Annotated in this window: 18 protein-coding genes and 2 pseudogenes; 4 read left to right on the top strand and 16 right to left on the bottom strand. The window is 45.4% G+C overall.

Going from position 1 to position 21907, the window contains the following annotated elements:
• A pseudogene (locus ACE6ED_RS20725) lies at positions 1-194 on the top strand (carboxylesterase family protein); the annotation flags it as partial.
• A 35-nt stretch (positions 195-229) separates the two neighbouring features.
• On the opposite strand, the gene ACE6ED_RS20720 reads toward ACE6ED_RS20725, so the two are convergent.
• The 6 genes from ACE6ED_RS20720 to ACE6ED_RS20695 all read right to left on the bottom strand — a co-directional run bounded on the left by ACE6ED_RS20720 (position 230) and on the right by ACE6ED_RS20695 (position 7513).
• On the bottom strand, positions 230-1156 hold the full coding sequence (locus tag ACE6ED_RS20720) for a serine hydrolase domain-containing protein (protein WP_410829308.1): 927 nt from the start codon (positions 1154-1156) through the stop codon (positions 230-232).
• A 566-nt stretch (positions 1157-1722) separates the two neighbouring features.
• A complete protein-coding gene (locus tag ACE6ED_RS20715; protein ID WP_410829307.1) occupies positions 1723-2442 on the bottom strand; it encodes a type 1 glutamine amidotransferase in 720 nt (239 codons plus the stop codon).
• Between the two features lies 1 nt (position 2443).
• Complete coding sequence (locus ACE6ED_RS20710; RefSeq protein ID WP_410829317.1) at positions 2444-3667, bottom strand: cysteine desulfurase; 1224 nt, start codon at positions 3665-3667, stop codon at positions 2444-2446.
• Positions 3668-3672: 5 nt separating this feature from the next.
• Complete coding sequence (gene hemL / locus ACE6ED_RS20705; protein WP_410829306.1) at positions 3673-4986, bottom strand: glutamate-1-semialdehyde 2,1-aminomutase; 1314 nt, start codon at positions 4984-4986, stop codon at positions 3673-3675.
• A 187-nt stretch (positions 4987-5173) separates the two neighbouring features.
• Positions 5174-6259, bottom strand: coding sequence for a 3-phosphoserine/phosphohydroxythreonine transaminase (serC, locus tag ACE6ED_RS20700; protein WP_410829305.1), 1086 nt, complete (start codon positions 6257-6259; stop codon positions 5174-5176).
• A gap of 3 nt (positions 6260-6262) precedes the next feature.
• On the bottom strand, positions 6263-7513 hold the full coding sequence (locus tag ACE6ED_RS20695) for a serine hydroxymethyltransferase (protein ID WP_410829304.1): 1251 nt from the start codon (positions 7511-7513) through the stop codon (positions 6263-6265).
• A gap of 141 nt (positions 7514-7654) precedes the next feature.
• On the opposite strand from ACE6ED_RS20695, the gene pdxR (ACE6ED_RS20690) reads away from it, so the two are divergent.
• Complete coding sequence (gene pdxR / locus ACE6ED_RS20690) at positions 7655-9091, top strand: MocR-like pyridoxine biosynthesis transcription factor PdxR (protein ID WP_410829303.1); 1437 nt, start codon at positions 7655-7657, stop codon at positions 9089-9091.
• 12 nt (positions 9092-9103) lie between these two features.
• Here the strand turns inward: pdxR (ACE6ED_RS20690) and pdxS are convergent, their stop codons facing one another.
• The 3 genes from pdxS to ACE6ED_RS20675 all read right to left on the bottom strand — a co-directional run bounded on the left by pdxS (position 9104) and on the right by ACE6ED_RS20675 (position 12203).
• On the bottom strand, positions 9104-9985 hold the full coding sequence (pdxS, locus tag ACE6ED_RS20685) for a pyridoxal 5'-phosphate synthase lyase subunit PdxS (RefSeq protein ID WP_410829316.1): 882 nt from the start codon (positions 9983-9985) through the stop codon (positions 9104-9106).
• Positions 9986-10523: 538 nt separating this feature from the next.
• The gene (locus tag ACE6ED_RS20680) at positions 10524-11228 is read right to left on the bottom strand and encodes a YggS family pyridoxal phosphate-dependent enzyme (RefSeq protein ID WP_410829302.1); all 705 of its coding nucleotides are present in this window, start codon (positions 11226-11228) and stop codon (positions 10524-10526) included.
• Between the two features lie 291 nt (positions 11229-11519).
• The gene (locus tag ACE6ED_RS20675) at positions 11520-12203 is read right to left on the bottom strand and encodes an MOSC domain-containing protein (RefSeq protein WP_410829301.1); all 684 of its coding nucleotides are present in this window, start codon (positions 12201-12203) and stop codon (positions 11520-11522) included.
• A gap of 246 nt (positions 12204-12449) precedes the next feature.
• On the opposite strand from ACE6ED_RS20675, the gene pdxR (ACE6ED_RS20670) reads away from it, so the two are divergent.
• Positions 12450-13868 carry a MocR-like pyridoxine biosynthesis transcription factor PdxR gene (pdxR, locus tag ACE6ED_RS20670; protein ID WP_410829300.1) on the top strand — a complete coding sequence of 473 codons (1419 nt, stop codon included), beginning with the start codon at positions 12450-12452 and terminating at the stop codon, positions 13866-13868.
• 410 nt (positions 13869-14278) lie between these two features.
• Here the strand turns inward: pdxR (ACE6ED_RS20670) and ACE6ED_RS20665 are convergent, their stop codons facing one another.
• The 4 genes from ACE6ED_RS20665 to ACE6ED_RS20650 form a co-directional block, all read right to left on the bottom strand.
• A complete protein-coding gene (locus tag ACE6ED_RS20665; RefSeq protein WP_410829299.1) occupies positions 14279-14446 on the bottom strand; it encodes a hypothetical protein in 168 nt (55 codons plus the stop codon).
• Between the two features lie 30 nt (positions 14447-14476).
• Positions 14477-14884 (bottom strand): hypothetical protein, encoded by a 408-nt coding sequence (locus tag ACE6ED_RS20660; RefSeq protein ID WP_410829298.1) that lies wholly within the window; start codon positions 14882-14884, stop codon positions 14477-14479.
• A 727-nt stretch (positions 14885-15611) separates the two neighbouring features.
• Entirely contained in the window at positions 15612-16832 is a 1221-nt protein-coding gene (locus ACE6ED_RS20655) for a leucine-rich repeat domain-containing protein (protein ID WP_410829297.1), read from the bottom strand.
• A gap of 340 nt (positions 16833-17172) precedes the next feature.
• On the bottom strand, positions 17173-17616 hold the full coding sequence (locus ACE6ED_RS20650) for an ASCH domain-containing protein (RefSeq protein ID WP_410829296.1): 444 nt from the start codon (positions 17614-17616) through the stop codon (positions 17173-17175).
• Positions 17617-18008: 392 nt separating this feature from the next.
• Here ACE6ED_RS20650 and ACE6ED_RS20645 point away from each other — a divergent pair, with 392 nt between their 5' ends.
• A complete protein-coding gene (locus ACE6ED_RS20645; RefSeq protein WP_410829295.1) occupies positions 18009-18146 on the top strand; it encodes an antibiotic biosynthesis monooxygenase family protein in 138 nt (45 codons plus the stop codon).
• Between the two features lie 298 nt (positions 18147-18444).
• Here the strand turns inward: ACE6ED_RS20645 and ACE6ED_RS20640 are convergent, their stop codons facing one another.
• From ACE6ED_RS20640 to ACE6ED_RS20630, 3 genes and pseudogenes are all read right to left on the bottom strand, one after another.
• Positions 18445-19215, bottom strand: a complete 771-nt coding sequence (locus tag ACE6ED_RS20640) for a nucleotidyltransferase domain-containing protein (RefSeq protein ID WP_410829294.1) — start codon at positions 19213-19215, stop codon at positions 18445-18447.
• 536 nt (positions 19216-19751) lie between these two features.
• Positions 19752-19911, bottom strand: a pseudogene (locus ACE6ED_RS20635) (cyclic nucleotide-binding domain-containing protein); the annotation flags it as partial.
• Positions 19912-20232: 321 nt separating this feature from the next.
• On the bottom strand, positions 20233-21873 hold the full coding sequence (locus ACE6ED_RS20630) for a glycoside hydrolase family protein (protein WP_410829293.1): 1641 nt from the start codon (positions 21871-21873) through the stop codon (positions 20233-20235).
• Positions 21874-21907 lie beyond the last annotated feature (34 nt).

Raw genomic sequence — 21907 nt, 5'->3', positions numbered from 1 at the left:
CTCAGACCGGTAGCGTTCTCGCCGACACGCCGCTGCGAGTACTCGAATCCGGGCGTCACCGCAACGTCGATATTCTCTTTAGCACGGCGACGAAAGAGGTAGACTGGTGGGTTATCAACGCGACCGAGCAGTTCGACCCGGGCAGCATCGACAACCTTGTTGACGAGCTGGTAACGATGAGCTGTTTTGCTTGAATCTGTATCATGGGTAAACCTAGTTCTCAATAATATTATAGTTTCTCTATTAAAACATCCCATGTAAGTTCAAGAACCCCTGTCATATTTTGTGGTTCATCTGAAATATATGTTATAACTGCATTCTTCTCTGGTAGCAATACAACATATTGACCATATAAACCATCCATACGATATGAATTAGAATATGAGTTCATCCATATTTGATAACCGTAACCTTGATGATGGTCTGCCGTAGCAAAATACGGGGTAAAATCATTGGTTTTTATTTGGACAGATGTTGCTTGTTCAATATAACTTGAAGGAATAAGTTGCTTACCCTTCCAAATTCCTTTATCAAGAATCAATTGACCAAATCTTGATAATTGCTCCGCTGTTAAATATAGCCCTGAAAATCCTTGAGAAATTCCTTTTGGACATGTATCCCATTTAGGTTTCGGTATATCTAAATGTCTGAATATTTTTTCATTCAAATATTCATTTAGGTTGCTCCCCGTAGTACTGCTTATGATTTTTGAAAGCATATATGTTGAAGCATTGTTATATGTAAAGTGAGTACCTGGTTTGAATATAATCGGTTCAGAAAAGAACAATTGAGAAATATCCCATTCTTTACCGTTACTCCAATCGGCCTTCATAACTGGGCATTCTGCATGTCCAGTTCCCATACAGAGCAAATCATGAATAGTCATCTCTTTTAGATATTCATTTATTGGTACATGTTGAATATCTGGGAAAAAGTCTATAACGAGGTCACTAATTTTAAAATAACCTTCACTAATAGCAATACCGACTGCCATTGATGTAAACGTCTTACTTACTGAATACAAGAGAGTAGGCTTTTCTTCTTTAAAATCATGTTTAGCAATTATATTACCATCTTGTCTAACAATTACATTCAGCACATGAAGATTCTGACTTTTTACGGACAACACTAAATCATTCAATAATTCATTATTCATATTGTAACCTCTCCATCATTTATATCTTTTTCTCTTCCCAGTCCTCAGGTTGTACTGCACGCAATCTAGTTACTCCATCTTGCCAGAAATAATTGCTACAGTTAATATCTTTCATAGAGATCCCTCCAGTAATATGTTTGTTTTGTTTAAATGATTTTCGTTGGTTTCGCATAACGTCTTATTTACGAACTTCGCAAATAATTCTTTTCATAGAGTATTCGCAAAATTATTGAAATATCCTATCAGTCAGAGATCTCCAAATTAGGTTAGTGACAAGAACTTGATCCCATTCCCTACATTTGAAATAAAACCAAAACAAAAAGTCCGCTTACGCGGACAATATTTTCAGCACTGGTCGACATATTGCCGAAGTCGTTTATTTTCTTCGGTCTTGTTAGAATAATATATCATCGCAGCACGTAAAGGGCTGTACGATTTCATCGAGTTTAATCTAGTACGATCAGATACCTTTTCGTATGGGCATTGACCGTACGATCGTTTAGCCTATACTCTCAATATCACGTCTGTAATAAAACTCCACAGGTTGATTACTAGTCATGTCAGGATCAAATATGTAAGCAATTTCTGGCCCGATAGTTCTTATCCAATGTATCGAGTAAATGTACCAAAATGGTATTCGAATGTGCCAGGAAAGACGACTGATCTATCATTTGATCCGGAAGTTGGACATAAGTGCCTGGTTCAATTTCATCACCGCAGTGTTCAATCAGCTTTTTGATGCTGTCATTGCTGCTCTCCAGGTGAAATTGCAGCCCAATCACGTGGCCGTTGTATTCGAACGCCTGATTAGCGCAGCCAAGACTGATTGCAGCTGTCTTAACTTCATCAGGTAATTCAAACGTATCTCCATGCCAGTGAAAAGGAACATACTCCTGCGGAAACTGCTTAAAAACTGCAGAGTTCTGAGACTCTTCCGTCATTTTTACAGGATGCCAGCCAATTTCCTTGTACCGATTGCTATATACTTTCCCGCCAAGCGCTTCTGCAATCAATTGTGCGCCCAAGCATATGCCAAGTACCATCTTCCGCTGCCGGATCGTTTCTTTAATAAACGCCTTCTCGCTGACAAGCCATGGAAACTTCTCCTCATCGTACACCCCCATCGGACCGCCCAAAATGACGAGCATATCGAACTCCGGCTGAAGCGGGAAATTAGTGCTTTCGTATAATAAAGTGCCCGTTAACTCATAGCCTTTGTCCTTAACCCAATCCGATATTCGTTCAGGCGTTTCGAATGGAACATGCTGCAAGTAATGAATTCTCATCTTATTCCACTTCCCTAAAGTATTTTTTCGTTTTGTTCAGTGCAAAAAGAAGTTGCTCTACATCCTCTTCCGTATTATATAAATAAAAGCTGGCACGGGCCGTAGCACTGGCTCCAAAATGTTTCATCAACGGATGGCAGCAATGATGCCCGGCACGAATCGCTACGCCATACGTGTCCAGCACCGTAGCCAGATCATGCGGATGGATCGTGTCCAAATTAAACGTCACCAAGCCAAACCGACCTTCCTCCGGACCATACATCGTTAAATGATCGATTTGTTTCATTCGTTCTACCGCATAGCTGGTCAATTGCTTGTCATGCGCTTCGATGACATCCAAGCCGATTTGCTCAAGAAAATCGATGGCCGCACCCAAGCCAACTGCGCCTGCGATCATTGGCGTTCCCCCTTCGAATTTCCACGGCAGCTCCTTCCAGGATGAGTCGTATAGACCCACATAATCGATCATTTCTCCGCCAAATTCGATCGGCTCCATTTGCTCGAGATAAGCTCTTTTTCCGTATAACACTCCGATGCCGGTTGGCCCGCACATTTTATGCCCCGAAAAGGCATAAAAATCGCAGTCCAGCTCTTGCACATCCACCTTGATATGGGGAATGCTCTGCGCTCCATCTACCATGACGACCGCCCCATGCTTATGGGCGATTGCCGCGATTTGCTTCACTGGATTGGCAACACCCAATACATTAGAAATATGTGAAACAGATACGACTTTCGTGTGGTCTGTGATCGTTTTTTCCGCCGCTTCGATTGAAAATGTCCCGTCGGCTTGCAGCGGTATATATTTCAAAACTGCGCCTGTCGCCTTTGCTGCTTGCTGCCAAGGAAGAAGATTGCTGTGGTGCTCCATAGCGGAGACAACAATCTCATCGCCTTCTGTGCATACCGTTCGTGCATAACTGCTTGCCACAAGGTTAATGGATGAAGTTGTTCCGCGCGTAAAAATAATTTCCTCCACCCGTTCCGCATGGATAAAACGAGCTGCCTTCGCCCGCGCTCCTTCATAAGCATCTGTTGCGCGTGAACCTAACGTGTGAACCCCTCGATGAACGTTCGCGTTAATTCGTTCATAATAGTGTTTCAATGCCTCAATGACCTGTATCGGTTTTTGCGCCGATGCTGCGCTATCCAGGTAAGCGAGCGGATGACCGTTAACTTTTTGGCCCAATATGGGGAACAGTTTTCTTATGCTAGAAGTATCCAGAATGATCACCCCTTATTGCTGATTCTAATCAATGCTTGATAATAAGCGCTGATCGACCTTTCGATATCCTCGTCTGAATGGGCTGTTGATACGAAATTCACCTCGTATGGTGTAGGAGCGGTTAAAATACCAAGCTCTAGCATAGCTGCATAATACGCCTTAAATAACTGCATATTCGAACGTTTGGCGGTATCGTAGTCAACAACCTCCTGCTCAGCAAAAAAAGCTGAAAACATAGAGCCCACCCTGTTTATTTTGAGCGGTATGCCTGCAAGTTTGGCCATTTGTAAGAAACCTTCTGTCAAATTGGCCGCTTTTCTCTCCAACTCCTCATACACTCCCGGCTCTTCCAGCAATCGTAAGGTTCGATATCCGGCAGCCATAGCGAGCGGATTGCCTGATAATGTGCCCGCCTGATAGATTGACCCGACAGGAGCAACCTGCTCCATAATCTCGCGTTTACCGCCGTAAGCGCCGACGGGCAACCCGCCTCCGATGATCTTACCAAGACAGGTGAGATCCGGATCGATTCCATACAGCCCTTGCGCCCCATGAAAACCTACGCGATATCCCGTCATCACTTCATCAAAAATAAGCAAGCTGCCGTACTGCTTCGTAATCTCGCGCAACCCGCGGAGAAATCCGGGAGCTGGCGGGATCACCCCCATGTTGCCCGCAACAGGCTCGACGATAACGGCAGCAATTTGTTCTCCATATTGTTCAAATAGGAAGCGGACGCTGTCCAAGCTATTATAGGGCGCTGTAAGTGTATGGGCAGCAACACTATCGGGTACTCCCGGACTATCCGGCAATCCCAGGGTAGCGGCGCCCGAGCCTGACTTGATTAATAGCGCATCGGCATGTCCGTGGTATCCGCCTTGAAACTTTACGATTTTTTGCCGCTTTGTATAACCTCTAGCCAAACGCAATGCGCTCATCGAAGCTTCCGTACCGGAGTTCACCATACGCACCATTTCAATAGACGGCATACTTCTGCATATCCATTCAGCCATTTTGATTTCAATTTCCGTAGACAAGCCAAAGCTGGTTCCGTAAAACGCTGCTTCCCTGATCGCCTCTACCACTTCAGGATGAGCATGACCAAGGATCAAAGGCCCCCACGATCCGATATAATCGATAAATTCGTTGCCGTCGATATCGAACACGCGCGCCCCTTGACCTCTCGCCGCAAAAACAGGCGGTAAGTCTACCGTTGAAAATGCACGAACAGGGCTATTTACCCCACCAGGTATCACTTTTTTGGCTTGCTCGAATGCCGCTATGGAACAGGAATCCTTTCTTTTTGCGCTGAGATTCATATAATAGATGCCCCCCCCATTAACTAAATCGCCTTGGCCTGCGCCCAGCAGATTGCCCAAAGGGAATGAGTCCGACCTCCCCATAAAGGCATCTCTTGGCGTCAAAGCAAGCAGCGGAATTTCTGGTAATTTGACATCAATGGCTCCAGCTTCCGCTTTCTTCCGCAGCCTATCCGGTAATGGTTATTCAGCCGTTCCTCTTTTGGAAATCAGACAAAAAATCCGCTAAAGCTTTGCAATGCTCATAAGGAACTGCATTATAAATAGAAGCACGCAAATGTCCTGCATCCCGATGGCCTTTTAATCCCATGAATCCTTCCTGCTCTAGTTCAACAAGTAACTTGTTTTCAATTTCTGGACTGGATGCACGAAAGGTAACGTTCATCATCGATCTGCTGTCCTTATAAGCCAATCCTTTATAAAATCCGCCGCTGTTGTCGAGCACATGATAAAGAAGCTCCGCTTTCTGCTGGTTGCGGACAGCCATCCCTTGTACGCCGCCTTGATTCATAATCCACCTGAGCACAAGGTTCACCATATATACAGAAAAAACTGGCGGTGTATTGTAGAGCGAATGATGGTTGACATGTGTGCGATAACTTAATACATCGGGAATCGCTTCCGGAATGCGCTCCAGCAAAGAGCGGCGGACAATGACAATCGTGACGCCTGCAGGTCCCAAATTTTTCTGAGCGCCTGCGTATATCAATGAAAATCGAGATGCTTCAATGGGACGGGAAAAAATATCGCTAGACATATCCGCCACTAAAGAGACATGTCCGGTATCAGGGAAGCTTCGGCATTGTATGCCGTCAATCGTTTCGTTGGATGTGAGATGGACATACGCCATCTCCTTCGGAATATTCATGTTGCTTAGATCGGGCATCTGTTTGAAATTTTGTTTCTCCCCGCTTGCCAACACGAGGGTCTGCCCTATTTTCTGCGCTTCCTGCCTTGCTTTTCCCGACCATGTCCCACAGTGTATATATCCCGCAACTTTTCCTTCTGTCAAAAAGTTGATCGGCACCATCGAAAATTGCAGGCTTGCCCCTCCGGGAAGAAATAAAACCTCATAATCTGAAGAGAGGCCCATCAACTCTTTAATTAACTGTTGTGCTTCATGATGAATAGCTTCGTATGCTTTGCTTCGATGGGAGATTTCCAGAATGGATGCGCCAATCCCTCGATAATTTCGCAATTCTTCTTGCGCTTCCTGTAATACTTCCGCCGGCAACGCCCCCGGACCGGCATTGAAATTATAGGTATAGACCATAGCTCATCCCTCCTGTAGACCTTCATATAAAGGGAATTGCGATGTGATTTCCTGTACACTTCTTCGTATTTGCTCCTTGGCAACTGAACTCTCAGATTTTTTAAGTGCAAGTCCAATAAGCCGAGCAATTTCTTTCATTTCTTGGGGTCCCAATCCTCTTGTTGTCATAGCTGGAGTCCCGAAGCGAATGCCGCTCGTTATGAGCGGGCTTGCCGTATCATGAGGAATCGCATTTTTATTCGCCGTAATCCCCACCTCATCAAGTATGCTTTCAGCTTCTTTCCCGGTTAATCCGATCGGGCGCAGGTCAAGCAAAATAATATGATTGTCGGTACCTCCCGACACAACGGTTAACCCTTCATTTAATAAGGCCTCCGCCAATACTTGGGCGTTAACCAGCACTTTTTCGATATAAGATTTGAATTCCGGTTGCAACGCTTCGCCGAACGCAACCGCTTTTGCCGCGATAGCATGCATAAGAGGACCACCTTGGACTCCAGGGAAAATCGCTTTATCCACCGCTTGCGCCCATGGCTTGCGGCACATGATGATACCGCCTCTTGGACCTCGCAGCGTTTTATGCGTTGTCGTCGTAACAAAGTGCGCGTGAGGAATGGGGCTAGGATGGAATCCTGCCGCGACAATTCCTGCAATATGCGCCATATCTACAAAGAATAGCGCTCCTACTTCGGCTGCGATTTGAGCAAACGGCTCAAAATCGATCGTCCGCGGATAAGCGCTGGCACCCGCAACGATCATACGCGGGCGGTGCTTAAGCGCAAGTTTTCGCACAAGTTCAATGTCAATACGGGCCGATTCTTCATCAACACCATAAGGCAGAAAATTGTAGAATCTTCCGGAAAAATTAACCGGGCTCCCATGTGTCAGATGGCCGCCATGAGATAGATTCATGCCTAAAATCGTATCCCCCGGTTCAACGGAAGCAAAATAAACCGCCATATTTGCCTGAGCACCGGAGTGAGGCTGCACATTGACATGTTCTGCACCAAAAAGGGTTTTCGCACGTTCTATAGCCAGTTCCTCGACCCGATCCACATATTCACAACCGCCATAGTACCTTCTTCCCGGGTATCCTTCGGCATACTTATTGGTCAGTACCGTACCCGTTGCTTCCATAACCGCTTGGCTCACAAAATTTTCCGAAGCAATCAGCTCTATTTTATTCCGCTGTCGTGCTGTTTCTTGCCAAATGGCGTTCACAATTGCTTTGTCCTGTTGTTCCAATAATTTCACAGTCATCTTCCTTTCCGCCAACGCGTTGCCACAGCAATGATTTTCATGATAGTATAGCAATCAATGGATTATAAATAACTATCCATAAACCATTCATCTGAACAATCCATAATTCCATAATAAATGTTGGAAGTGAATCCGATGCTCAAAGTGAACCGAGATGATGAACGTCCCATTTGGCAGCAGTTGCTTGACCAAGCGATCCATAATATTACGACCGGAAAATGGCCGCCTGGCGAATTGCTGCTCCCGTCCCGCGAGCTCGCGCAACGGATTGGGGTTTCCCGTTCAACCATCCAAAGTGTGTATGAGGAGCTATTCAGTCGCGGATACACCGTAACCTCTCGCCGCGGCGGAACAAGAGTTAGTGAATGGACGTATAAGCCCCACTCTGCAGACGAAGTTCCAGCCCTGGGGCCTGTTCCGCCTGAATTGCCGCTATTAAACACCGCCATCGGCCATTTGCATAGCTGGTTCGGAAACAAAGAAAAGGGTAGAGATGTGATCGATTTCAGTCCTCATGAACCGTATTTAGATGAGCACTTTCTAGCTAATTGGCGGCAATCTTTTTTGCAAGCTTCATCAGAAACAGACCTGGACAGTTGGGCCTACGGCGACGCCTATGGCTATCTGCCGCTGCGAGAACAGATTCAGCGTTATTTGTCGCTTGAACGAGGCGTTCATGTGGAGGTCGATCAAATTCTGCTGACCTCAGGCGCACAACATAGCCTCGATTTAATCGCCCAAGCCCTGTTGCATGAAGGAGCAACCGTATCGGTTGAAGATCCCGGCTTCCCTGCTGCCTGGATGGCGATGAAGTACCGGCGTATGCAAGTTGTACCCGTCCCGGTCGACGAGCACGGGCTATGCGTAGACGGTATTCACCCTGAATCCAGACTTGTGTATGTTACGCCATCGCATCAGTGCGCGGTTGGCGTTATTATGTCGGAGCCTCGCAGGCAACAATTGCTGCATTTGGCTGCGGATCAGCGATTTTGGATCGTTGAGGATGATTACGACAGTGAATTTCGCTATCGCGGCGACCCGCTTCCCACTTTGTTCAGTCAGAGGCCTCAGAACACGTTATATATGTTGAGTTTTTCCAAAATGATCGCTCCCGGTATCCGGATGTCGGCCCTCGTTGGCCCCAAAGAAGCCATTCGTCAGCTCGCTCGCGTCCATGAATTAACTTATCGTCATCTTCCAATTATGGAGCAATTAACGCTCACCCATTTTATTGAACGCGGTCACTTCATGCGCCATATGAGAAAAGTGCGGAATATATACCGGCGTAGACACGCAGCCATGACAAAAGCCATCGTCGCGACAGGTTTGAGCGAACGCTTCATGTTAAGCGGCGCAGAAACAGGGCTGCATATGCTGCTTGAAGCTGAGCCATCGTTTGACGAGGTAACCGCGACGAGCCTGGCGTTGGAAAAAGGAATTCGCATCTATCCGCTCAGCCAGTATGGTTTGGAAAGCAAGCGAAAAGGCTGGATACTCGGTTTCGCTAAAGTTGACGAAGCCGCCATTGAAGAAGGGATTGAGCGTCTGGCAGAGCTCCTTTTGCACAAGTAGCCCTGCCAGAGGTTACTGACCGCGTTCCTGCATCCGTTCATGCTCCCGCAAACTGGATATTTCAATTCCTTTCATCGGCGTCCCCAAATTTCTCGATACGCTTGCGATCATTGCATAATCTTCGTAGTGTGTCGTCGCTTCAACAATCGCACGCGCAAACTTTTCAGGGCTATCCGACTTGAAAATACCAGATCCTACAAAGACGCCGTCTGCGCCCAGATGCATCATTAGTGCTGCATCGGCAGGCGTAGCCACCCCGCCTGCGGCAAAGTTGACCACCGGCAGCTTGCCGGATTCGTGAACCTGCAACAGCAGATCATACGATACGCCGTGCAACTTCGCTTCGTGATACAATTCGTCCTTAGACAGCCCCGTCACTTTGCGAATCTGACCATTGATCAAGCGCAGATGACGTACCGCTTCCACAATGTTGCCCGTTCCCGGCTCTCCCTTCGTGCGAAGCATAGCAGCTCCTTCCTGAATACGGCGTAGCGCTTCGCCAAGGTCTTTAGCGCCGCAGACAAACGGAATGGTGAATTCGCTTTTGCTAATATGGAACACCTCGTCAGCAGGGGTCAACACTTCGCTCTCGTCGATATAATCTACGCCTAGCGATTCGAGCACTTTGGCTTCTACATAATGTCCGATGCGAGCTTTGGCCATCACCGGTATCGATACAACCTTCATGACCTCTTCCACAATGGTCGGATCAGCCATGCGGGCCACTCCACCAGCTGCGCGAATATCGGAAGGCACACGCTCCAGCGCCATAACGGCTGTTGCTCCGGCCGCTTCCGCAATTTTGGCCTGCTCGGCATTCATCACGTCCATAATGACGCCGCCTTTTTGCATTTCTGCCATCCCTCTTTTTACCCGCTCTGTACCTGTATTCATGTTCGTGTTCATATTCAAGCCTCCTGTTATTCTTGTATATGGGCAGCTAACCTTGCGACAAGTCTCCAAAAAGTGCCGCGACACCAAGCAAGGTCATATTAGCGGCTGATCTGACACCAGAACTTTAATCTGACCTTCCCTGCCTTTCAATGCGAAGACAGTACGATCGGAAATGCGGGCTTGTGTCTGTATACCCAAGTATATTAGTGAAACACAACGTCAGTTTATCAAAGTATGGTTTGTATCTATATATCCAAAAATAGTGTATTTGAGCAATCCATAAATCAAAGTCGATTCTCAAGTCCCATTATTCCGTAAATTCTAATGTTGATCATTGACCAAAATAAAACCGCCTTGGTGAAAAGGCGGTTTTGATGAGCTATCTCGTCAGCAATACCCTTTAGATCAATCGATTTAGATTGTTAGTCTATTTCAAATCCATAATCTCGATCCACTTTGCAAACTCTCGTTTTAAATATGTCGCGCAATATTCATCTCGTATCGGCCGTCCCGAAGGTTTAGCGATTGTTCACGACCGTCAAGCATCCTTCCCCTGAATCGATTCCTCTCCAACTAATACCGATCCAAGCCTCAACCAGGTAGCCCCTTCTTCGATTGCAACTTCGAAATCATTGGACATCCCCATAGAAAGATGTTGCACGGGATAGGAAAAAATATCTTTTGCATTAAGTTCATCGCGTAATCGTCTCAATTCTCTAAAAACCGGTCTAGTCGCTTCGGCATCGAGCTCGTAGGGGGCCATCGTCATCAGCCCCACGACTCGAATCTGTTTCATCCGCGAAACTTCCTGCGCAAATGAAAATAAAGCTTCCGGAGAAAGTCCTTGTTTGCTCTTCTCCCCCGAAACGTTAACCTGAATAAAACAATTTACGACGGTATTCAAATCAGCAGCCTTCTTCTCTATTTCTTTCATTAAAGATAAGCGGTCTAATGAATGTATATACTCAAATTTACCGATAATATCTTTTACTTTATTGGTTTGCAAATGACCGATAAAATGCCACGTTCCTCGTGGATGGAAGGTCTCATATTTAGACCGAGCTTCTTGCGTACGGCTTTCCCCGACATGGCCTATACCGGACAACAATACTTGCTCCACGGTTTTCATCGTCGTATATTTCGTCACTGCTATGATCTGGATCTCCTCTTCGCTTCTACCGCATCGCCCGCAAGCTTCGCGGATGCGATGTTTAACCGTGGACAGACGATTTTTCAGATTCATTAGATCCCTCCTCGCTACTTACGGGTTGCTTGTCAAGCATGCCGTCGATATCCTGTTCTGTATGGGCCGTCGTCAGAAACCAAGCTTAGTATTTCGAAGATGAACCTCCAGACAAGTTATGCCGGCTACGGTTGAAGCTGGGTAGCCGGCCATCGTACCGCTTGGACAGTCGGATTTACGCCACCAGCGATGTGCTGAAGTGCTTCCTGGTAAAGCTGTTCAGAACGAGAACGATTCATTATAGATTCAATTCCTTTCTGCATGGACAGACGGCATTCCAGATTCATTGCCCTACGTGTTGCCTGTCAGTCTTTCCCGAGAATCCGTCTCGGTCCCCGCCAATCGTTTTAGAAATGTATTTCTCCAATTCAAGGACAATTCTTCCACTTCGAGGATTTGTTTGATGCCCTCGATATTATCCTTCTCCCGGTGCATAATCCGATTGGCAAATGAAACCGTAATCTCCTTGGGATGACGATGAAGAAGCGATAGTCCGTCGTCTTTAGAGACAACCCCCTCTGCTAGAACGCGGAAGTAAAATCCCGTGTAGCCCGTTTGTTGTACCTTCAAGAGCATATCCGGTACACCGTGCCTGATCGTCAACTTGTAACAAGGCTGTCTCGGCTGACTAACTTGAACGATTGCTTTACCAAGCTCAAAAACGTCCCCAATGCAGACATCGGTTTCCAACAAACCTCTTATCGTCAAATTTTCCCCTAATGCCCCGTACTCTAACGGTCTTTTCAATTCATTCTCCCAAAATGGATAATGTTCGTAGGGATAGACGCATACAGCCTTCTCCTTGCCTCCATGATGAACAAGATCGCCCTGCCCATCCCCTTTAAAGTTTAGATAAGATAGATATAAAGCTTTGTCTGTAGCCGTTTTGAATATCCCTGTGGAAACGTCTTTCTGCTTAAACTGGACCTCCCTTGGCATGCCCACATTTAATGAAAGAATTTCGATAGATGCCATTTAAATCACCTCGCTCAAGATTTTGATCAACAAGTTATCCCAATCATCCTCCACTCCTGCGGGAGACGAATCAAGATATAAAACTGCATCGACCATTCACTATGCGAAAACTGTATAGCATTGCAAAGAAGAAAAACACTATGCTAGTATATCAATAAGTGGATTGGTTACAAACGTCCAATACATATGTATCTGAGCAATCCAAAAGAGACTTAATCTCACTTCATTCTAAACGGGGGAATCAAATTGCTGGAAGTAAACCGGGACGATAAAAGACCCCTATGGCAGCAATTGCTCGATCAGGCCATCGATCATATTACCAATGGTGTCTGGAAGCCAGGACAGCTATTAACGCCCACTCGAGAGCTCGCTCAGCAGTTGGGAGTGTCCCGCTCCACCATCCAAATTGTGTATGATGAACTGCTAACCCGTGGTTATACGGTAACATCGAGACGCGGGGGGACACGCGTTAATGATTGGTTTCAGATCATTGACAAATGCGCTCTCTCGCTTGATCCGCCACAGCTTCCTGAACTGCCGTTGCTAGTCGAACAGTCCCAACACTGGTTTAGAAGTAAGGATAAGCAGGAATCGGTCATTGATTTTAGTCCCTATCAACCTTTTGTTGATACGCAGTTGTTAAAAGCGTGGCGCAAATCGTATTTGAATGCCTCTTCCCAATCCAATGTTTCTTCCTGGTTTTACGGGGATGCTTATGGCTTTGAGCCGTTACGCCGACAAATCCAACGATATTTATCGCTAGAACGCGGGATTCATGTGCAAACGGATCAAATCTTGCTAACATCCGGAGCCCAGCACAGTATTGATCTCATTGCACAAACACTTTTGAACAAAGGAGATACCGTAACCGTCGAGGACCCAGGCTATCCCGTTGCTTGGATGACGATGAAATACCGGAAAATGAAGGTTACTCCAGTTCCGGTTGATGAGCACGGCCTTGTCATAGAGAAGGTGCCCGCTGACGCGAAGCTCATACTTGTGACCCCGGCTCATCAGTGTGCCGTTGGTGTAATGTTATCAGAACCACGCAGGCAACAGCTTTTACATAGAGCCGCTCAGCAACGTGCATGGATAGTCGAGGATGATTATGACAGTGAATTCCGGTACCGTGGAGATCCGATGCTCACTTTATTTAGCCAACTTCCACAAAATTGTCTCTTTTTAATGAGTTTCTCGAAATTGACCATGCCAGGCATTCGCATATCCGCTATTGTTGGCCCTGCCGAAGCCATTGCACAGCTGGCTCGCGTGCAAGCATTCACCTATCGCCACCTCCCGATCATGGAACAAGTGGCACTTGCACACTTCATCGAGCATGGGTATTTTATGCGCCATATGCGACGAGCCAGAAATATTTATAGACGTCGTCATGAAGTCATGCAAAAGGCGATTACAGCCAGTGGTCTCGGAGATAAGTTCACCTTGCGGGGGATTGAAACCGGCTTGCATGTACTATTGGAAGCAGATGAATCGTTTAACGAGGATACGATGACCCTTCGGGCACTTCAGGGCGGAGTTCGGGTACACCAGCTTCATTCCTATTGTTTGGAGAGTAGACGCAAAGGGTGGGTATTGGGCTTTGCCAAGGTAGACGAAAGGCTTATCGAGGAAGGCATGTATCGACTTGCTGAAACGGTCTTGTAGCATGCTCTAGATATAACACATCATCCTGTGATGTAAGGGTCTGTCAATAATTTTGTGTAAACCCACCAATGATAATCGGCCCTCACCCACCGGATAGGCGTAACGAAGGAATAAAAGGACATAGACCCGTCGAGAAATGGGAGTGAAAGCCTCCGGCGGTACGTGGAGCAGCATGCAGCAGAACAACAACAAAAAAGGAGCGAAACCTCGCCCCTTCTGTTCCCGCATGCCTTTCGGTTTCCCTACTAGACAGTACACAAGCCTTATCTGTCCTGAGAATGAATTATTCGTTGGTGAGTCTCTGTTGAGAGCAGCCTGAAAACTTGTGGCGGGAAAACTTGCCGTTACTTATGGTACGGTTCCCCGTGCTGTGCAACGGCAAGTTTTAAGGCTATGCTTTGGGGTATGCCCTATTCCTCAGCAGAATGAAGCAATCCGGTTTGTGCTTCTACCGTGCCTTTGGCGTCATATCCACCCAAATGACTTGTCATTTTCGGGAAACCGTATACCTCTTCAATGATAATTTTTACAAATCCACCTTCTTTACCTCCCACAACAAACTCATGCACCTTAATCATCTCACTTCTTATAGAGTGGTGAGGTATCATTTAGCTTAATTTCTCCGCGTTCGTATTCAAGCCAAGAATCTCAATCACCTCGACTTGTCCCAACCTTCTTGAACCCGCCATGAAATAGCCAATGACTCCAACGTTAATTCGATTTATGTGAACTTCTCGTCTCATCTCGGGGAAAAGTATCCACATTGTTGCAGTGCCTTGTTTGGGCACCGGGAGATTTCTGTCTAAAATAATGTTTCCGCATTCATCTTCAAATTCAGGATGAATTGCAAATATGCCCGTCTCTTTGATGTCATCTCCGTCATATGCAAAATCACAACGCAACCCCTGAAACACAGGAAGCTTCCGTCCGCCCTCGTCTTCGGAATAAATACGATATTTTATTTTAAAATCAGGAGGGTGATTTCGGACTTTCTCATACGGAACCCATACTTCCATGAAACAACACCCTCCTCATCTTCCAATTAGTTGCACAAGTAAAATGTACCATAAAATGCGGCGTCTTATAAACTGTCTGTCAGTTCATTGATTTGAAGTAACCTTGCATCATTGACCTGGAGCCTCTGCTGGACACTGTAAGTCAGCCCAGCCGCCATCCCCCTTGGAACGTTGCGCTAAGTGGCTGACAGCAGGACAGCATACAATGTCCGTTCCTCCACTTCAATGAACCGCCCCGCTTGCAAAACTCTATCTAATAAATTCATCGTAATTATTGACTTTCAAAAAATTTAAGTTATTTTGTCTTCGACGAAGGAGGTGAAAAGCCAATGTTTTATACCAATGATTTAGTGGTGCGAAAAATTCGTAGTCTTCAGTTAACGATTAACCTGAAGATGACAGTTGATTAGGATGATCAACTGCCTTCCTTAACTATATGGGTGATTATACATCAATTGGAGTGAGATAACTTACTCAATGTATTTTACGCCTCACCGGATACGGGCTCTGACCAATCGGTTTGACCTGGTGTCAGTGCCAAGTGCACCAACAGGCTGTCCCATTACATGAAGAAAGCAACCAATCTTGAAGATCGGTTGCCTTCTAGGTTTTAATAAGGTATCGTTTGTTCGTTAGTTTAATGACGGTCTGCCTATTTTGCTCTTGTTTCGAAGCCTGGTCACAGCGTCCTTATCTTCGAATATTATTCTGTAATTCATTATGCAACTTAATTTTTGAAAATCACGACCATATGCTTGCTTCCCATATATTCAACGGAAGTATTTAACTGCACCGCCACAAAACGAACAGGAACGAATGCACTACCGTTCTTCAGAAGTAAAGGAGCATCTTGCATTACCGTTTGCTGGTTTACTTTTACCTGCCTGTTCCCTACAGTCCAACGAATCGTTTTACCATCCTTCTGAATCGTTACTTCTTTGGTGCTCTGGTTCCAATTCACGGTTGCCCCAAGCTTCTCAGAGATGAAACGGATCGGCACATAGGTACGTCCCGACTGAATGAATGGCGCTGAGGTAATACGATAAGCACTTTCTCCCACATAAGCTGTCGTGCTGCCGATCACCAGGCGTTGTGTCTTACGCTGACCGCCAGGCAACTCATTTCCTGCCAGTTTCACGAATAATTTATATGTTTTCGATCCCTTGCTTAAATCTAAATAGTTATTTTGCAGCGCAAGTGGTTCAATGAATGCCCCCGTATCATAATACGGAAAAAAATTACGTTGCTGGATCGGCTCTAAATCCCACACTCGATTGTTTTTTAAATAGAGGTAACTCAAACTTTGAAGATTTCTCAACGGCTCCAAATCATAGATCTCGTTAGATGTTAAATTCAGAGTAACCAAGCCAGTTGATTTAGACAAAGGAGCAAGATCTTTGATGTTATTATTCGCAGCTTCGAGTCTTCTAAGCTTAACCAATCCTGCTAGCGGCTTTAGATCTGTGATCTTGTTGGAACTTATGAATAATGTACTCAGATTGACTAGTCCCGCTAGCGGTGAAAGATCATTGATTTGGTTGCTAGCCAGAGATAAATCGGTCATCTTCGTTAACTTTCTGAGGGGTTTAATATCCTCAATTTGATTGCCACTCAAATCCAAAGTCGTCAAATTTACAGCATCGGATAGAGGTGAAATGTCAGTAATTTGATTTCTACTTAAAGAGAGCTTCGTCACATTGACTGCATACTCCAAACCCTGCAAGCTTTTAATTCCTTTACCCGATAAAGGAACGTCGGTCAGTGATTCTAAATCCTCTTTTGTTATAGATTCTTCGTCGTTTTTATTCAATAATGACTTAATCGCTTGTTCTAGGTTGATATCCTCAAAAGCCAAAGGCTGTTGGTTAAATGCCTCCATGTAAGCCTGGCCTGGTAAGCTCAAACATAGGACTAAAATAACTAATAATCCAGCAAGGTATTTCTTCATTCTGACCATTCCTCTCTAATCACTGTATAAACTAGTCAATAGTTGCTTAGATTAAGACGTAATTTACAAAGAAAAGTTGTATGAATGAAGAGTGTTGTAATTTATTGTAAATTTTTGCCCATTAGATGAATAAAAACAGCCAATCCAATGATTAGCTGCTTTCTTGTTGTTATTGAGCTAACGTTTCCCGTTAGCCAATATCCAGATATGGTGATAGACGGTTTATCCCCCATATACCACGTACCTTGACCGATTCTGGACAAAGAAGTCCCAGCAGGAAGGGTTATCACGCGCCGGCCCCCTTATTTTTTATATTTGATTTTTCCCGCAGAGCCCCGTGTCATATCATCAACTCTTCCTCTATCGGATATTCCCATAGTCCCAGTTTACCCTTCGCTGGAATATAGGGCTTCAGCAGACGGAAACCCGCTATTTCCCACGCAAAATAACCTGGACTGTAATCGCCTAACAGGAAGTCCTCACCCGTCACAACCTTCCCGCAATCCAGAATGGCTGACGTATCATTAGCGCCAATGACCTGATAACAATTTGTAAGCTTGCAAGTTGCAAGGATCACCCCCGTAGGGACGCTTTGTTCCGTATAGCCATTCTTGGCGAGTAAAGAACGCATGGGTTCATATTTGCAGGCCTGCTTATCGACTTTCTGGCTGGCATGAATGGCCAGCGGTCCGCGATACTTGGTTTTCCAGGATCTGGTTTCATATAGAGTCTCGCCTTGGACAAGCAGAGTCGCCCAAGGTTGAATCATGGATAGTACTTTCATTCCTCTACGCTCCATTATTGTCATAATGAATTACTATTCCCCAAACATTCTCGAGACTTTCCATTCCCGGATAAAAGGATGCCATCCCTCCGTTCGCAATAGACCTTTGGGAACAACCTCTGTTTAGCACGCTCAATTAAACCTGAATTTCGTTTGCGATTTGACGTAGACCCTATTCGATTGACGTGGCCGGACGTCCGTCCAAGCAGCTTCTGAAGATCATTGCTTTCGATTTCCAATCGCCATCGCGGAATGCACTCTGAATTCCAACCAGTCGGAACGATCAGTTCAGGTATAACTACGCTGCGCATTATTCTGGCATAGATTTCGTCATCCGTTCCAATTGAAACAGTTATAAAGTCAAATCTATTCAGGAGTCTTGGGGGAGTAAGATGTATGAGCATATGGTGCTGTTGAAATTCAAGCCTGATGTTTCTATTGAAGAGCAAGAAGACGCTGTCAAGCGCGCACATAACTTTAAGGGGGAAATTCCAGGTATCGTCGTAGATTTTAGCGCGGGGATTACGTAACGGAGGAAATCGAGCGCTGCAGGGTTTTACACTGGGGATCCGAGTTACTTTTGAGAATCAGCAGGCTTGCCGGCAAAGTCGCCATGGAAAATTAGATATTGTGGTGAATAACGCGGGGATCTTCTTTACCAAAACTATTGATGATGTGATTTTTGTATTGACGACGTCCTGACCCCTTAGAGTCGCTGCTAATAATTGTGTGGCTTGCCGAACACCTAATGCAGTGACGTCCCGACGGGCTTAGGGAGCTGGATGAGGTCACTCGCTTCTCAGAGTGACCCGAAGCGTCGATATGGTGTTAGTCAAAGGAAGTTCTGGAAGCAGCCATTGCACTTAAGGCCTTCTCAAAATAGCTATATACTTCATCCGCAATTCGCAGAAAATCCTCAATAAGCACATTATTACTATCCAAGTAACAAGCATACAGATAATCAACTAAAGCGGAGTCAATCTCACAATAGTTTAATATGGCATTCTTCATCTCAATAATGTCATCTTGCCATACACCTGTATCTTCTAAAACCAAAGAGTATAAAGCACGAATTAATCTCTTAGAGTAACCTTTAATATATCTAGTTTTCATTGTGTTATCACTAGCATTAGAAAGTAAACTACGTCTACGATCTACTTCCTTCTTGGTCTCTGTATTTAAGTCTAAAATGAACTCTGGAGAAATAATTATCGGTGGTACTTTATCACCAACGTCATCACCATATATGCAAACACAAATTATTTTTACCCAAAAACCCCAATCATTTGGTTTACTTAATACATCGTCAATCGAGCAAACTGTCGTATCAATCGTAGTTAATACTGGATATTCTTTCAAAAGACTGTCATTAATATTTGACAATCTTTCGTAATTAATATCTTTAGGATTTACACATACAATAGTAAAGTCTGCATCTGACTTAAAAGGCTTAGCAGTTCCTTTTGGAATCGAGCCACACATATAAATGCTATGAATCTTACCTTTAAATTCGGTAAGTAGATTATCTATATACTTATCAACAAATTCCTTATATTCACTTTGTATTACCATTCTATTTATAACTTTTTCTAATATCATATAGACTCCTCCTAAACTAATAACTTCTCTAACCAAATCCTCATTTTCGACTTGATCATTTCCCCTCACACTTAAAACTAATTACAGAAAATACCGCCACTTACATAACACAGAAACCTGCGTTGGACACGGGTTCTTATTCTAGAAGATAGTCAAAAGGAAGTGCCTCTTAAATTTGTGCTGTATTCTAATGTAGATTCATACTGAATTAACTTAAAAAATGCCCTTGAGGATGCACGGAGCTGATCCTCCAGTTCTTGTGCTCGATCCGCTGAGAATCCAACCACATTATACCTTTGGTTAGTACGTGATCTAATATCATTCGTAGTGAGGATTGAAGTTCATCTTTATTACTATACGCATAGACCTGCTGATATCCATTCTGCTGCATCCAGACTTGTACATCCCAAATATAGTAAGGAGGATAATACAATAATCTTATCTTTTTGCTAATTATATCTTCATCCTTATCACCCCTGATCATATAACGGTAGGAATCTATAGTTTTGTAAAAGGTAATATCCTTATCCCGAGCTTTCTTCGATCGTTTCAATAAACAGTCCCCGCGTACCCAATGAAATCCCCCCCATCTCACCAAAGATGTTTCCCTCACTCAAGATATCCAAAGTGAACTGCTTTTCCCTCGTGATTTAGTTGATAGAGGTGCACTCTTCCTTCCTTCACAAAGTATAGCCCTGTTCGCGCAGAGACTAACATCTTGGTGACCATCGTCTAGATCCATATTACTACGAATATCTAAATCGGCATAAAGATGATTTATTACCGCCCTTTAAAAATTGAACGCATTTCAAGTGTTTGTTAGATTTTTATAGGATTATCCTGCCCGCAGCGCAATGAAGCTGCCGATCCGCATCAGCAGCTTCAAAATTAAATTAACTTTTAATCATTCTATTTGCGTTAAATTCCTGTGCACAATCGTTTACAATGAACTGGAGTTAAAAAGCCACAGCCTGCACCATTGTTTTTGCAGGCTGCGGCTTCTGCATGGGGCTGCCGTTACTTTTTCCCCTGCGCTTGCTGCGTAGGACCATAATTGGCGGCCCCGGTAAAATGAACATCTTCCGCGGACGGATAGTATTTCGGTATGCGTAAGTCTCGCTGGTACAGTCTCAGGTGATCTCCGCGCGGGAAAATATCAACGACATCACAGCCTCTCCATGACACTGAATATTCCTCGCCGCGCACTGTCTCTTTCACCATCGCCGTCTCCAAAGGATGCACCAATTCCACAACGTCCCCTGCTGCTGCGTTGCGGAAAATAGCCAGATCGCCTTCTCTTAAAGGTTCGCAGGCTTTACCGTTGAGCTTGCCGCCGAGTTCCTGGCCCATCCAGTCGTAAACCCGCACTGCAACATCACATTCCCGCTTGGCCGTAACGGAAATGCAGCCTTTTTCAGGATAACTCATGTTCACCATGGCTTCCTCAGTTTCCTTATCAACGGGAATATTGACGATAACTATTCCATCGCGGAATTCCACCGACCGGTTCCATACCATCTCCAGGGCCACCGGAGCCATACCAACACAGCAGCCAGCAATAGAACGGAACTTGGACAACGAAATAGAATTGACTAGGGAGCCTCCAGTGAAGCCGCCAATCATCCTCTTGTCAATTTCCCTGTAGGTAATCCCCTCTCCGTCAGGTCGGGTATGATCTGTAACTACATAGGATGACACCTTTAGCTGATTTTCCACCAGCTGGTTCCGCGCAAACAAGGTCATGTCCTTCCAATATTCCTCATACCCTGACAAAATCAGTTCATTGGCGCATTCGATCATGTCCTTAATGCAGCAGGTTTCACAGTGCTCCTCATGCAGTGGATGCCACTGGGCATATTCGGGCACCCATCCGAAGGAGGAGGACAAGGAACGGATATAATCATATATCCCTTTACCTGCGGCAACGTACCGATGACTACCGGTGATCCGGCCAAGCCGGACTAGCCCGGATGCAACCCAGCCTGCCGAGTGGACATGGCCGAAAAACTCCATTTTGTAATTAAAATAACGTGATGGTCCTAAGAGGTGGTTGGCAATGCCAACAGCCAAATCAAGCGCAACCTCATCCCCGGAAATTTCATATCTGCGTACCAGTGAGTGAAGCACAATGGCATTGCGGATTCCCTGTTCTCCCCGCCCGGTGTGCCTTGTCAGATCGAACCCGCCGTCTTTCAAATACACGTCATTGGGAAATTCGTAAACGGGCTCCTTTTCCTCAAAATCGCCAGACCAGAAGGTTCGGATCTTCCTTTCAATCACAAGGGAGCGGAGCCCTCTTACAAGCTCAGATGCCCGCTTCTCCGCCTCCTGATCTCCGGGATCGTTCTCCAGCATCCTGTTCAGTGCCGGAAGAATATAACCCATTTCGTGAAAGGAGCTGTGGTTCGTATGGCTCCAGGGATACGGCTCATGAAAACGCAGCCCGTGTTCTCCCCAAGATTTCATAAGATGGCGGTAGAAGGATTGCTGAACCGCGGCGCCTTCTTCCGTCTTTAGCATTTTCCGGGCGGCATCAATGGCTTCATACCAGGAGCCAACCAACTCCGCGTCGTCGACCCGGCAGTGAGCTGCTTCAGCAGGCTTTTTATGGGGCAGTACAAGCCAATACGGCAGGTTGTCTGCCTTTTCGTCCACCATGGATGTCAGATACCCCAGAACAAGCTTCGCATTT

Origin of the sequence: Paenibacillus nanchangensis (genome assembly GCF_046543445.1) — a bacterium.
Lineage (GTDB): Bacteria > Bacillota > Bacilli > Paenibacillales > Paenibacillaceae > Paenibacillus_AQ > Paenibacillus_AQ nanchangensis.
Note: the sequence above shows the minus strand (reverse complement) of the source record. Positions and strands in the feature narration are given on the sequence as shown.

What these genes read in the sequence shown, in the direction of transcription:
- ACE6ED_RS20720 (WP_410829308.1), bottom strand. Translation starts at nt 1,156, where the DNA reads ATGAATAATGAATTATTGAATGATTTAGTGTTGTCCGTAAAAAGTCAG.
- ACE6ED_RS20715 (WP_410829307.1), bottom strand. Translation starts at nt 2,442, where the DNA reads ATGAGAATTCATTACTTGCAGCATGTTCCATTCGAAACGCCTGAACGA.
- hemL (WP_410829306.1), bottom strand. Translation starts at nt 4,986, where the DNA reads ATGAATCTCAGCGCAAAAAGAAAGGATTCCTGTTCCATAGCGGCATTC.
- serC (WP_410829305.1), bottom strand. Translation starts at nt 6,259, where the DNA reads ATGGTCTATACCTATAATTTCAATGCCGGTCCGGGGGCGTTGCCGGCG.
- pdxR (WP_410829303.1), top strand. Translation starts at nt 7,655, where the DNA reads ATGCTCAAAGTGAACCGAGATGATGAACGTCCCATTTGGCAGCAGTTG.
- pdxS (WP_410829316.1), bottom strand. Translation starts at nt 9,985, where the DNA reads ATGAATACAGGTACAGAGCGGGTAAAAAGAGGGATGGCAGAAATGCAA.
- ACE6ED_RS20680 (WP_410829302.1), bottom strand. Translation starts at nt 11,228, where the DNA reads ATGAATCTGAAAAATCGTCTGTCCACGGTTAAACATCGCATCCGCGAA.
- ACE6ED_RS20675 (WP_410829301.1), bottom strand. Translation starts at nt 12,203, where the DNA reads ATGGCATCTATCGAAATTCTTTCATTAAATGTGGGCATGCCAAGGGAG.
- ACE6ED_RS20665 (WP_410829299.1), bottom strand. Translation starts at nt 14,446, where the DNA reads ATGATTAAGGTGCATGAGTTTGTTGTGGGAGGTAAAGAAGGTGGATTT.
- ACE6ED_RS20660 (WP_410829298.1), bottom strand. Translation starts at nt 14,884, where the DNA reads ATGGAAGTATGGGTTCCGTATGAGAAAGTCCGAAATCACCCTCCTGAT.
- ACE6ED_RS20655 (WP_410829297.1), bottom strand. Translation starts at nt 16,832, where the DNA reads ATGAAGAAATACCTTGCTGGATTATTAGTTATTTTAGTCCTATGTTTG.
- ACE6ED_RS20650 (WP_410829296.1), bottom strand. Translation starts at nt 17,616, where the DNA reads ATGAAAGTACTATCCATGATTCAACCTTGGGCGACTCTGCTTGTCCAA.
- ACE6ED_RS20645 (WP_410829295.1), top strand. Translation starts at nt 18,009, where the DNA reads ATGTATGAGCATATGGTGCTGTTGAAATTCAAGCCTGATGTTTCTATT.
- ACE6ED_RS20640 (WP_410829294.1), bottom strand. Translation starts at nt 19,215, where the DNA reads ATGATATTAGAAAAAGTTATAAATAGAATGGTAATACAAAGTGAATAT.
- ACE6ED_RS20630 (WP_410829293.1), bottom strand. Translation starts at nt 21,873, where the DNA reads ATGGTGGACGAAAAGGCAGACAACCTGCCGTATTGGCTTGTACTGCCC.